12 protein-coding genes, 1 riboswitch and 1 other annotated feature (1 of these 14 running past the window's edge) are annotated in these 12801 nt (G+C 50.6%); of the genes, 2 read left to right on the top strand and 10 right to left on the bottom strand.

All coding sequences use genetic code 11. From position 1 onward, the window contains the following. Positions 1-14: 14 nt before the first annotated feature. Positions 15-1136 (bottom strand): alanine racemase, encoded by a 1122-nt coding sequence (locus tag B9A22_RS13960; RefSeq protein ID WP_084576344.1) that lies wholly within the window; start codon positions 1134-1136, stop codon positions 15-17. Positions 1137-1451: 315 nt separating this feature from the next. Here B9A22_RS13960 and B9A22_RS13955 point away from each other — a divergent pair, with 315 nt between their 5' ends. Both B9A22_RS13955 and B9A22_RS13950 read left to right on the top strand, forming a co-directional pair. Further along, complete coding sequence (locus B9A22_RS13955) at positions 1452-2048, top strand: CD3073 family putative ECF transporter S component (protein WP_084576343.1); 597 nt, start codon at positions 1452-1454, stop codon at positions 2046-2048. After that, positions 2032-2517 (top strand): hypothetical protein, encoded by a 486-nt coding sequence (locus B9A22_RS13950; protein WP_084576342.1) that lies wholly within the window; start codon positions 2032-2034, stop codon positions 2515-2517. The genes B9A22_RS13955 and B9A22_RS13950 overlap by 17 nt, the downstream gene beginning before the upstream one ends. Before the next feature lie 58 nt (positions 2518-2575). Here B9A22_RS13950 and lpdA read toward each other — a convergent pair whose 3' ends face one another. The 9 genes from lpdA to serS all read right to left on the bottom strand — a co-directional run bounded on the left by lpdA (position 2576) and on the right by serS (position 12655). Further along, the gene (gene lpdA / locus B9A22_RS13945) at positions 2576-3979 is read right to left on the bottom strand and encodes a dihydrolipoyl dehydrogenase (RefSeq protein WP_084576341.1); all 1404 of its coding nucleotides are present in this window, start codon (positions 3977-3979) and stop codon (positions 2576-2578) included. Between the two features lie 42 nt (positions 3980-4021). Then, complete coding sequence (locus B9A22_RS13940) at positions 4022-4846, bottom strand: lipoate--protein ligase family protein (RefSeq protein ID WP_084576340.1); 825 nt, start codon at positions 4844-4846, stop codon at positions 4022-4024. After that, positions 4843-5841: a LipS2 family lipoyl synthase gene (lipS2, locus tag B9A22_RS13935; protein ID WP_084576339.1), complete on the bottom strand. Its 999-nt coding sequence runs from the start codon at positions 5839-5841 to the stop codon at positions 4843-4845. Before lipS2 ends, B9A22_RS13940 begins: the two co-directional genes overlap by 4 nt. Next, a complete protein-coding gene (lipS1, locus tag B9A22_RS13930; RefSeq protein ID WP_084576338.1) occupies positions 5838-6671 on the bottom strand; it encodes a LipS1 family lipoyl synthase in 834 nt (277 codons plus the stop codon). Before lipS1 ends, lipS2 begins: the two co-directional genes overlap by 4 nt. Further along, positions 6659-8110 (bottom strand): aminomethyl-transferring glycine dehydrogenase subunit GcvPB, encoded by a 1452-nt coding sequence (gene gcvPB / locus B9A22_RS13925; protein WP_176215517.1) that lies wholly within the window; start codon positions 8108-8110, stop codon positions 6659-6661. Before gcvPB ends, lipS1 begins: the two co-directional genes overlap by 13 nt. Beyond that, positions 8107-9450 (bottom strand): aminomethyl-transferring glycine dehydrogenase subunit GcvPA, encoded by a 1344-nt coding sequence (gcvPA, locus tag B9A22_RS13920; protein ID WP_084576337.1) that lies wholly within the window; start codon positions 9448-9450, stop codon positions 8107-8109. The genes gcvPB and gcvPA overlap by 4 nt, the downstream gene beginning before the upstream one ends. A 1-nt stretch (position 9451) precedes the next feature. Further along, a complete protein-coding gene (gene gcvH / locus B9A22_RS13915) occupies positions 9452-9841 on the bottom strand; it encodes a glycine cleavage system protein GcvH (protein ID WP_084576336.1) in 390 nt (129 codons plus the stop codon). A gap of 43 nt (positions 9842-9884) precedes the next feature. Next, positions 9885-10976, bottom strand: a complete 1092-nt coding sequence (gcvT, locus tag B9A22_RS13910) for a glycine cleavage system aminomethyltransferase GcvT (RefSeq protein ID WP_084576335.1) — start codon at positions 10974-10976, stop codon at positions 9885-9887. A gap of 208 nt (positions 10977-11184) precedes the next feature. Continuing rightward, positions 11185-11272, bottom strand: a riboswitch (glycine riboswitch). Between the two features lie 114 nt (positions 11273-11386). After that, positions 11387-12655: a serine--tRNA ligase gene (serS, locus tag B9A22_RS13905; protein WP_084576334.1), complete on the bottom strand. Its 1269-nt coding sequence runs from the start codon at positions 12653-12655 to the stop codon at positions 11387-11389. A 58-nt stretch (positions 12656-12713) separates the two neighbouring features. Beyond that, positions 12714-12801: a binding site (T-box leader), on the bottom strand (it continues 116 nt past the right edge of the window).

Below are 12801 nucleotides of genomic sequence, written 5' to 3'. Positions count from 1 at the left end.
GACGAATGGATCTTCTACAGAGAATGAGCCTTCATGTTAGATCCACCTCTCGCATCTACCGCGATAGTCCTTTCGCAAATACCGTTCCGATGTCCTGTTAAGAAACTTGTCATATTGGCCGCGGCACAGGCGTGATTGGGAATAATCTCAATCTTATCCCCGACCTTTATGCCGGTATTTCCGTTGACTCTGATCTTGCCAACCTCTTCAGATAAACTTTCCACCATTAATTCTGGGTGATCTTTTATAATGCCGTAACCATTTACCAGGGATACGCTGTGAGCGCCTTTATCTAAACCCAAACACTTACTGCCCGCATCCATGATAAAAAGGTTCTTATCCGGATTGGCAATGACTGTTGCCAAAACTGTCAGAGAACACCGCTCAGGAGGAACTACCCCTAATGCCACTTGGATAGCATCATAGAAAATATAGTTCCCAGGCCGAAGCGTGGTAATCATTTTACTTCGGGCTGCAAACGGTACTGTAGGAGTGCTACCTGTAGCAACTATTTCTACTGCATAACCCGCGTTACTCAGCAGGTCCGCTGCTTTTTCCAAGGCATCAATCTCTGCTTTAGCTACAGCCGCAACTTCCGCAGCGGTACTCTTGCCGTATACATGCCCCGGATGAGTGGCAATTCCCTTAAACTTCAAACGCGAGAACTTGCTTAGGTCTTGTGCCAGCGTAAGGACGATATCCGGCTGCACCCCGAACCGGTGCAAGCCGCAGTCGATGATAATCAAATACTCCAACGCAATCTGCTCTTGCAGCAGCATGGCTTCAAATTCAGCGGCAGCTTCAACACCATCAAAACTCAGAATAACGTGAGCTCTTTTTGCCAAGTCAATCACCCTGGCAATATTCTCGGCAGCGGCGACAGGATAGGCCAGCACCAGTTCCTGATAACCCTGCTGCTGCAGCCGTTCGGCCTCGTCAAGCGTGCCTACCAGAAAGTTATCGGCACCATGAGCCGCTTGTAGGGCGGCTACCCCAGTACTCTTATGTGTCTTTACCATTGGACAGAGTTTTTTACCGTTAGTCTTGCAGAGCTCTGCCATTTCCCTGATATTTAATTCCATTTTGTCTAAATCCACTAGAAAGCTGGGAGTAGTAAGTTGATTTGTTCTTAACATATCAAGCACCTCCACCTTTTGTACCCGCACGCAATCTCTTATTAGGTTTTAATGGTTTCATTATAGTATAAAGGAGCAAAAAAACAACTCTCTTTATTCCGTAGTGTTACAAGGGATGGGGTTATTGACAACACTTCATGCTTTTGAGGACTTAAAGGTAAGAAAATTCAAGGAATTTATAGTCAAGGCTTCATTCCCATATGCAGGAAAAATAACCTTATTATAGAATATACTTATAGTCTTCATTTATTTTATTTATTTTTAAATAGGCTAACAGATTATATGAGGACAATAAATTATTTAGAGGTGATTATTATGCAAACGCAAACCTTTCCCCTGGTATTTAGCAGCATCTGTATTGCCATTAACCTGGTACTGGGAACCATTGTGCAAACCTTAAAAATCCCCCTGATATTTTTGGATACACTAGGCACCATTTTGGGCGCAGTCATGTTCGGGCCATTTTGGGGCGGCGCAATTGGATTACTTACAAATATCATCCAGGGCATGATTACCAACCCTAAGAACATTCCTTTTGCCATTGTAAATTTAGCCATTGGCGTCATTGTCGGTTATATTGCCCAGCGTTATACCTTTACCTGGCTTACAGCCCTCTTTACCGGTCTTTTAATCTCTGTGGTTGCTCCGCTCATTGGCACTCCGATCGCTATTTGGGTCTACGGCGGCCTCACTGGCGGCGGCACTGATTTAATTTTTCTCTGGTTGCTAAAGAGTGGACAAAAGATTTTTACTGCCGCTTTTATTCCCCGCATAACAGGCAACCTTGTTGACAAAATTGCCTGTGCGCTGCTGGTAGCCTCATTGGTACGTTACTTCCCAGCAAGCATTACCCGCAAAGCGACCAATCCTTTAATTTCTTCCCTTGGAACTGACCATGCTGCGACAAAATAAGCTGGCAATAGTCAGCCATTGCGTCTTAAATCAAAATAGTGTTGTGCAACCGCTGGCAAGGTCTGGCGGCAGTTTTCACCAACTTGTCTCCGTATTGGCCGAAGCTGGCCTGGGGATTTACCAACTCCCCTGCCCGGAGCTCATTCACGCCGGCATGAAGCGCAAACCACAAACCTATGAGGAGTATAACACGCCTGCATTTGAGGCAGTCTGCCGCCAGGCAGCTGATCGGGTATTACAAGATCTGAGTCACTTACAGGCTGTCGGCTGTGACGTTCGCCTGCTGCTTGGCATCAGGCGCAGCCCCACTTGTTCACTCACCAAAAATAACGGCCATCTGTTTCGGTTGCTTCTCCCTGAGCTTATTAAAGGCTTTCCCAATATGCTGATTATGGATGTCCCGCCAGATTATATTGAAGGACAGTCGCATGAATTTGAGTCAGTCCTGCGTCAGGCGCTTCAGTCCTAATCTCTTATTTAAATAAAACAAAACGCGCTGAGGAAAATATTCCTTTGCGCGTTTTATTTTATCTGCGGGGTTTCATTTTGACCTGATGAATCATATCACCATAAATGCCGTGAGCACTTTCCATAACAGTCTCCGACAAGGTGGGATGAGGATGAATGGTATGGGCAATATCCTTGGCTGTTAAGCCGTTACGGATAGCTAGTGTGCCTTCCATAATGAGGTCACTGGCATGGGGGCCGAGGATGTGCATGCCTAGCACCTGACCGCTTGCGGCATCGGTAATGATTTTTACAAGACCATCAGTCTCACCCATTGATACCGCTTTGCCGTTGGCGGCAAAGTTAAATTTACTGGACTTAATCTCAAGTTTTTGCGCAGTTGCCTCTTCTTCTGTTAAGCCAACCATGGCGATCTCGGGAGTGGTAAAAATACAACTGGGGATGGCGTTATAGTGCATCACCGCGTCCATGCCCATAGCGTTTTCAGCAGCTACTATGCCAGCTGTTGACGCGGTATGGGCCAGCATACTCTGACCGGTGACATCGCCAACTGCATAGATACCAGGCACACTGGTCTCCATACGATCATTGACTTTTATACCTGCGCGATCATACTCAACACCTACCGCTGCCAGTCCCAGTCCCTCATTGACTGCGCGGCGGCCTGCTGCCACTAGTACCTTCTCTACCGTAAACTCCTGCACGTCCTTGCCTGTATTGACAGTTACCACCACGCCGTCTTGAACCGCTTCAATGGCTGTCACCCTCGCTCCTGCCAGGGTTTTGATCCCCCGCTTACGTAGGATAAGCCCCATTCGTTTGACCAGGTCACTGTCAACCATGGGCAAAATTGTAGGCAGCATCTCAACAATGGTGACTTCACACCCAAACGACTTCATGATAAAACCAAACTCAACCCCTACTACCCCAGCACCAATAATCAGCATGCTTTTGGGTAATTGAGTCAGCTCTAATAGCTCATCACTTGTTATGACCGCCGGTAACTCCCGCCCTGGCACCGGAATCGAACTAGGAACCGAGCCTGTGGCAATAATTATTTTATTTGCTGCAAAGCTTTCTCTGCCTGATTCGCTAGTGACTTCCAGGCGGTTGGGGGCAGTGAGTGCTGCTGCGCCACGGAGTACTGATATGTCATTGCTTTTGACCAACTGCTCAATACCGCCTCGCAGCCCGGCAACCACCTTGTTTTTCCGTTCCATAACAGCGGCAAAGTCAAAACCTATATTCTCAGCTTTTAGACCAAATTCAGCACACCGCTGGATTTCTTCCCACTTCTCAGCGCTCTTAAGCAGTGTCTTGGTGGGAATGCAGCCGCGATTCAGGCATACTCCGCCCATATTTTCTTTTTCTATTAGCAGTACCTTCCCGCCCAATTGCGCGGCGCGAATGGCAGCCACGTAGCCTCCAGGCCCACCGCCAATCACTGCTACATCATAGTTCATTGTTATTACCTCCCCGAATAACTCAGGAGAACCCTCCCTGAGTCAGCGTAGTAGATTCCAGCTATGTTGGCTGTACTTGCTAGCAGCCAATTCGCGGGCAGCTCCTTGTTCCTCGCTGCTTAGGCTGCCTGGTTCAAGGTCAATGCCTAAGGCTGGGCCGAAGGCCTTCATCATGGCTTCGCAGGCTTCTGCCCAGCTTATTTCTCTGTTTGCCGCTTCATTGGCTGAAATGGCCCGCCTGGCCAGCATTGCAGCCACAGTGTCTTTGGCTTCAGGTGTTGGCAGGTTAAGCAGCGAGGCGATCAAGCGGGGATTAAACGTCAATAAGATTGAGCCATGCTGCAAAATGACCCCGTTTTTGCGCACTTGAGCGCTGCCTACCAGCTTACGGCCTTGGGCGGTAAGCTCATAATGGGAAGGGGCATCAAAGCAAGCAGCTGAGGCCTGGTGGCGTTTGGTTTGACCATAAGCCGCCTTGGGCATGGTCATGTGTGCGTCAATGCCCAGCTGTTTCAGTCCGGCCAATAGGCCTTGACTGAGATAGCGGTATGAGGCTGTGATGGTGGCTGGGATGAGAGGGTGGTCTTCGCGCACCACGATGCTGTAAGTCAGCTCAGCGTCATGAAGCACAGCCCGGCCGCCGGTCAGGCGGCGCACGACATCAATCCCCTGACGTTGACACTCAGCCAGATCGACCTCAGTCTCAGCCTTTTGAAAATATCCCAGGCTGACTGCTGCAGGCTGCCAGCCATAAAACCGGAGCGTAGGCGGTGCCGTCCCTGCAGCATGGGCGTGTAGGATGGCTTCATCCACAGCCATATTATCTGCGGCACAGTTTAACCCACTATTAATAACCCGCCACGTCATGACACAGTCCTGTTCCAGACTATGTCAAGAGAACCGTCCCCCTGACATAGCTGGCTTTCGGCGATGGCTTGCTTGGTTTCTTCCAGGGTTAGTGTACGGGGATAGTTATACATCAGGCCTCCTGGGCGTTCGTTATAGTACGGCCGGTTACAATCGGTACAACCGCTGGTTTCAAAGGCTTTGCCGTCTGCCAAAAGCAAGCTTAGTTTGTTATCCTCTAGATTGATGCCTGTTAGTGTTCCGGCCTGATAGGTGAAGATATCCTGGCTGTAACCCTTTTTCAGCAGGAAATGGGCAATTTGCACCCGCCTGTACTGACCAATGTCAGGCGGCTCCTTGTCTGCCCAGGCTGTACCCCGCACAGGGGTGAAGGCAAATAGCCCTACGCTGATGCCTTTATCCTGGCAATCGGCTATGGCGGTGATTAGCTCTTCTTCGGTTTCTCCCAGACCAGCGATAAGATGGGTACTAAGGCGCCCTGGCAATTTAGCCGCACATTGATGCAGGAGTTCCCGGCGTTTCTCAAAGTCACCGCCTTTTACTTCTTGGTATAGTTTAGCCGTCGCAGCGTCCAGGGCAATACAGATACGGTCTGCCCCCTGGTCAACAAGCTGGCAGGCCTGCCCGACTGTTTCAATGGCACTTGATACACATACAGGCACCGCGCTTTCCCTGGTTAAGGCCGCCAGCGCAGCAACACTTGTCTGCCAGCTTTGGCTTCCTTTGACAACCTGCAGACAAGCCCGCTTCAAGTGCCCAGACCGAAAGGCTTGGCCAATGGCCTCAGCCGCCTCTTGTTCAGCCACTTCAGGCCAGGTTACGCGGGATAGCAGGTCGGCCCGCGCCGAGCTGTCCCGGGATTGGGCGCAAAATCGGCACTGATTCTGACATTTTTGCCCTAACATGATGTAGGCGGTAGTCGGAAGCACATCTGCTTTAATGCTTTTCTTGCCGATCACGCAAGCAGTGCCTGCCGATAGTTTCCAAATGCTCACAGCACACAGCACTCCTCTCCCCTAGTCAGTGTAAGGCCCAGCTTTTCGGCCAGCGTCACCGCGGCTGGCGCGGGGTTGACAATGGTGTCAAAGCCAATGCGGACAGCCCATTTGTCAATCTCCTCCCGGTACCGCCCGCCTGGCCGCATACAGCCCAGATGCAAGGGGATATGGGGAAACTGAAGACGCGCACGACTTAATAGCAGAGCTGTCTCCGCAAGGCTTGGCGGCTGCCTGTCAGCAAACCTTGTGCCCTTTGTCGGCATAAAGATAATGAAGGTCAGTGCCTCTGTGCCCAGCTCCTGCAAGAGTTCCAGCGCCCGGTACTCACCACCGATCTCACCGCCCTTGAGGCCGATACAGATATGAGGCATCACCCTGACTTTACGCTTAAGGGACTGGTAGCAAGTCACATAATCATTCACTGTACGGTTGTTCCCAAATACCTCTGTAATCGTGTCCTGATCAGCAAGAAAATCAAAGGATACACAGTCTGCCACAGCCGCCAGTCGCTCAATTACCGTGTCGCTAACCAGACCGACATGCATATTAAACCGCCGCCCCTGCTTTAGCTCAGCCAGTCTGCCAATATGCTCCTCCACCGGCACAGCGCCGTCAGCCTGACAGCCGCCGCTGACCAGCCAGCTGGCACTGGTATCAGTGCCAGCCTCGTCTATAGCGTCAAGCGGTTTCATGTGTTTTAGATAATGTCCGCCGCAATGGGCGCAGTTAAGTTCACATTTGTCCCCAGTTACACTGACTGGCTTGGTTTTTTGCGGGTAGGCAAAGCGGATGGTATCAGGCAGCGGCAGGCGGTTTACCCTTTCCATTTTACAACAGGCTTGCGGGCAGCCGCCGCTTCATCCAGACGGCCAACCACGGTAGTACGAGGCGCAGCAGTAATCAATGTCGCATCGTCCTTGGCTTCCTGGGCAATCCGGCGCATCACTTCAATAAATCCGTCAAGCGTTTCCTTACTTTCGGTTTCTGTCGGCTCAATCATCATGGCCTCTTCGACAATGAGCGGGAAGTAGATAGTCGGCGGATGATAGCCGTAATCCAAGAGGCGTTTGGCAATATCCAGGGTACGAATACCATAATCTTTCTGTTTTTTTGACGTGATAATGCATTCATGCATGCAGAACCGGTCAAACGGCGCATAGAAGTCTGCTTTAAGCTGGCTAAGACAATAATTAGCGTTAAGCACGGCATCCTCGCTAGAAGTCTTCAGGCCATCAGGCCCCATGGCCCGAATGTAGGCGTAGGCCCTGACAATAACGCCAAAATTGCCATAAAACGAGTGTACTTTGCCAATCGATAAGGGCCTATTCTCATCTAACCGGAATTCACCGTTCTCTTTAACAATCACCGGCGTGGGCAGGAAAGGAATGAGTGCCTGTTTTACCCCAATCGGACCTGAACCAGGGCCGCCGCCGCCGTGTGGTGTACTAAAGGTTTTATGCAGGTTGAAATGGACTACGTCAAAACCCATATCTCCCGGACGGGTTAGGCCCATGATGGCATTGGCGTTAGCGCCGTCATAATAAAGCAGACCACCAGCATCATGCACAATCTTGGCAATCTCTTTGATATTTTTTTCAAATAAGCCTAATGTACTGGGGTTTGTCAACATCAGGGCGGCGGTATCATCGCCGACTGCGGCCTTTAGCGCCTCCAGGTCAACGGCGCCATCCGGATGGGACTTGATCTCCACGATATTGAGGCCGCACACTGTGGCAGTGGCTGGATTCGTGCCATGCGCCGAATCCGGGACAATGACCTTGGTGCGGTTTTGCCCCTGATGGCGGTGGTAGGCGCGAATCAGCTTAAGCCCGGTCAATTCGCCATGAGCGCCAGCCACAGGCTGCATGGTGACTGCATCCATCCCGGCAATCTCGGCTAAATATTGCTCCATACCATGGAGTAAGGCAAGCGCACCCTGCACGGTTTCACTGTCTTGCAGCGGGTGAATCAAGGCAAAACCAGGCAGACGGCAGGCATCTTCGTTGATTTTAGGATTATATTTCATGGTACAGGAACCCAGCGGATAAAAGCCTGAATCTACGCCAAAATTGCGTTCAGACAGGCCGGTATAATGACGCATTAGGTCAAGCTGACTCACCTCAGGCAGCGCTGCCAGTTCTGTTCTTAAAAACTGGGCCGGAATAAGCTCAGCTGCCTCAGGAACATCACTGGACGGCAAATCAAGGGCGCAGCGGCCTGGTTTACTCAGTTCAAAAATAAGTGCTTTACTTTTTCTCAGACTCATACCATTGCCCCCAGTCTGGCGGAAAGCCGGTCAATTTCTTCACGCGAGCGTTTTTCTGTCACGGCAACAAGCATACACCCCGCAAGCTCGGGATAGTATTTACCCAGATCAAGACCGCCGATGATTTTGTCAGCTAGCAGCTGTTTATTGACTTCCCCCACCGGTTTGTTCAGGCGTACGACAAACTCTTTGAAAAAGGGTGCGCCGAAAACAGTCTCACAGCCCTTCAGTTCGGTCAGTTGCTTATAGGCATAATGGGCTTTGTTCAGTGACAGTGCGGCCACCTGTTTAAACCCCGCTTTACCAACCGTGTTTAGATACACGGCAGCGGCCAGGGCACACAATGCCTCATTAGAGCAGATGTTAGACGTAGCTTTCTCGCGCCTGATATGCTGTTCACGAGCCTGTAATGTGAGGACAAAGCCCCTGTTGCCTTCATGGTCAACTGTCTGGCCGACTATCCTCCCAGGCATCTTACGCATGAGCTTTTCGGTAGCAGCAAAGAAGCCGAGGTACGGCCCGCCATAGGACATGGGGATGCCCAGACTCTGGCCTTCACCGACAACGATGTCGGCCCCTAACTTACCTGGAGCCTCCAAGAGGCCTAGGGAGATAGGATCTACAGCGGTAATCATGAGTGCGCCCTGGTCATGTGCCATAGCGGCAACGGCCTTCACGTCTTCAATACAGCCAAAAAAGTTGGGGGTCTGCATAATGACAGCTGCCACTGTTTTGCTCAATTTGCTCTGAAGCTCATTTGTATCTAGCTGCCCATCCCGGTAGCCGATTTCGCTAATAGTATAGCCCCGGTCAATGGCATAGGTGTTAAGCACTGCCCGGTAATGAGGATGTACTGTTTTGGCGACAAGAAACTCGGTACGGCCGGTACTAGCCGCCATCATGGCCGCTTCCGCCAAGCCTGTGCCGCCATCATACAGCGAGGCATTGGCCACTGCCATACCGGTCAATTCACAGATTAAGCTCTGGTATTCCCACAAAGCCTGCAGATAGCCCTGAGATATCTCCGGTTGATACTGTGTGTAGGCTGTATAAAACTCCGACCGCCTGAGAACATGGTCAACCACACTGGGGATGTAGTGATCATAAGCCCCAGCACCTAAGAAACAGGTATATTCGTCTACGCTCGCATTGTTTCCGGCTAATCCAGCCAGATGTGCTGCCAACTCAGGCTCAGACATGGCTTCAGGCAGTGCCAGCGGACGGCTCATAAGTAAATCGGCCGGGATATCAGCAAGCAAATCACTCACCTTGTTGACACCAATGGCTGCCAGCATGGCTTTACGGTCATCAGCGGTGTGCGGCAGATAGCTCCACTGCATGTTAATGGCCTCCCTCGGCAACCAGCTTTTCGTATTCTTCACTGTCTAATAGTTCTCCAAGCTCGTCTTGGCTGCTTATTTCAATTTTGGCAATCCAGCCTTCACCATAGGGGTCCTGATTAACTGTTTCAGGGGCATCAGCCAAGGCTTCATTACTTTCTATCACTGTCCCGGAAACCGGCGCGTAAATATCTGATACTGCCTTTACCGACTCAACTACCGAAAGCCCGCCTCCAGCAGCAACCTCAGCCCCGGCTTCAGGCAATTCTACAAACACTACATCACCAAGCTGCGATTGGGCATAGTCGGTAATGCCAATGGTTGCAATGTTGCCCTCTACTTTGACCCATTCATGGTCTTTGGAGTACTTTAATTCATTTGGTATATTCATCTTCATTTCCCCTCTCTTTTAATTAACAGCCTGCTTGCAGCGATTAACGATGATAAAAAGGTTTAGCGATTACTTCCGCCGGCACATTCTTCCCACGGATTTCAACATCAAAGTGCTGACCAATCTTAGCATATTCAGCTTCTACCAAAGCTAGCCCGATATTCTTATCCAGTGTCGGCGCATATGAACCGGTGGTCACTGTGCCAATCCTGCGTCCTTCACTGAGTACCGGATAGTCGGCTCTGGGGATGCCCCTGCCGGTCAGAATAAAACCGGCAATCTTGCGTATGGGGCCAGTTTGCTTTCGCCCTGCTAACACCGCACGGCCATTAAACTCACCTTTGTCGAGTGAAACGAATTTGCCGACACCGGCTTCTATTGGCGTAATGGTGGCTGACAGTTCATGTCCATACAAAGGAAGGGCAGCTTCAAATCGCAGTGTATCGCGGCAGCCAAGTCCGGCAGGCATGAGGCCGTAGGGCTTACCGGCCTCCATAACAGCTTCCCAGAGCTGAGCAGCATCTCCCGGGCGGCAATAGATTTCAAAACCGTCCTCTCCGGTATAGCCGGTCCGGGAAATCATGACTGTCTTGCCAGCCACTTTAAGCTCCGGGATAAACCAGTAATACCTGAGGTTATCCAATGGCGTGTCAGTTAGTTTGCTTAAGATGGTTTCAGCCAGCGGCCCCTGCAAGGCCAGTTCAGCCGTTTCATCTGAAAGGTTGGTTAACTCCACATTGAATCCAGCGCTGTTTTCCTTCATCCAGTTCCAGTCTTTTTCAATGTTGGCCGCATTAATCACCAGAAAGTATTCATCCTGGCTGCGTCTGTAAATCAAGAGATCATCAACAGTACCGCCATCCGGGTAACACATGGGCGTATACTGCACCTGTGTATCAGCCATGCGGCTGACATCATTGGTCACAAGCTTTTGCAGAAAAGCCAGTGCATCCGTCCCTTTAACGAGCACTTCTCCCATATGAGACACGTCAAATAATCCGGCCTTTTCCCGAACAACCTTATGTTCGTCAATAATCCCCGCATACTGCACTGGGAGCAGCCAGCCGCCGAACTCGACAATTTTGCCGCCATACTTGACATGGGTCTCATACAGTGGCGTTTGTCGTGCTGTCATGCACATCATCTCCTCTTCTCTTAATAGAATACCCAACATGACCAACTATCCCGCCGCCAACATACAGGCCAAAAAATGGACAAAATAAAAAACAGAGGCAAAGCGGAATAATTCCCTTTGCCTCTGTCCATTGTACCTGAGAGATTTGCCCCTGCAGGGCTCCCCATCGGTGACATCCGCAAATAAGCGAATGTGCTCTCCAGAGTATAGTCCGGTTACAGTCCTTTTGCCTGAGAGTTTGACAAAGTGCTTACTCCTTCGGCGCTGCATTACGCAGTCTCTCCTATAACCATCATCCCGTCTATTTAGTTGATTTAATTCTAACAAAAGACTGTAAATTTTGTCAATGGATTTTCGCAGCATAAAGAAGTGAACCCTACGCAAAGAATACAAGCGCAGGGTTCACTTCTTTACTTTATTACATCTACGCCCATATAAGGCCGTAAAATTTCGGGAACAATGACCGAACCGTCTTCTTGCTGATAGTTCTCCAGGATGGCCGCTACTGTCCGGCCAATGGCAACGCCTGAACCGTTCAGCGTATGAACAAACTCTGGTTTAGCTTTAGGCTCACGGCGGAATTTGATTTCGGCGCGACGGGCCTGGAAGTCTTCGAAGTTGGAACAGGATGAAATTTCCCGGTATGTATCAAAACTGGGCAGCCATACCTCCAGGTCATACGTCTTAGCCGAGGAGAAGCCCATATCGCCGGAGCACAGAAGCATGGTACGGTGCGGCAGGCCCAAGAGCTGCAGCACTTTTTCAGCGTTAACAGTCAGTTTCTCCAGTTCGCTATAGGATTCCTCCGGCAGACAGAACTTCACCATTTCTACTTTGTTGAACTGGTGCTGACGGATAAGGCCGCGCGTATCGCGTCCGGCGGCCCCGGCTTCAGCCCGGAAACAAGCGCTGTAGGCGGTATAGCATAGCGGCAGTTCCTTGGCGTCCAGGATCTCCTGACGGTGAAGGTTGGTAATGGGCACTTCGGCCGTCGGAATAAGGTAGTAGTCGAGGCCTTCCAGCTTAAACATATCCTGAGCAAACTTGGGCAGCTGGCCTGTGCCAATCATACTGGCCTCATTAACGATGAACGGCGGAAAAAACTCAGTATAGCCGTGCTCTCTTGTATGAAGGTCAAGCATGAAGTTGATAAGAGAACGTTCCAGGCGGGAACCCAGCCCCTTGTAAAAGGTGAATCTGGCCCCGGTTACCTTACCGCCTCGTTCGAAATCAAGTATCCCCAGCTTTTCGCCAACTTCCCAATGCGCTTTCGGCGTAAAAGTGAACTCGCGCGGTGTGCCCCAGCGGCGCTTTTCTTGGTTAGCATGCTCGTCTTTGCCAACAGGAACAGATTCATGCGGTACATTGGGAATACTCATGATAATGCTTTCGAGCGCAGCTTCGACTTCTTTCACTTTGCCGTCAATGGCGCTAATTTTGTCGCCTACTTCCCGCATTTCCAGAATCATATCATCCGCGTTCTCGCCTGCTTTTTTCTTCTTGCTGATTTCCTGCGTTACGGTATTGCGCTTATTTTTGAGTGTTTCCACTTCGGCTAATAGTTCACGCCGCTCTTTCTCCCGGCTGATAAATTCGCCCAAGCTCATGGAGGCTCCCCGGTTGGCGAGCGCCTGCTCCACCTTTTCGGGGTTATCCCGCACAAATTTAATGTCTAACATGTATGTTTACCTCCTTATTTCCGGAAACTGGTTAGAACGTAAAAAAATCCCGTCCCAATATAGGGACGAGAGTCATTTTGCTCTCCCGCGTTGCCACCCTGATTGACTGCCGTCAGTCCGCTCGGCACGCATAACGGGCGTGATCC

The sequence above is a fragment of the Sporomusa malonica genome (assembly GCF_900176355.1).
Classification (GTDB): domain Bacteria; phylum Bacillota; class Negativicutes; order Sporomusales; family Sporomusaceae; genus Sporomusa; species Sporomusa malonica.
This window is presented reverse-complemented; position numbering and strand designations above follow the sequence as displayed.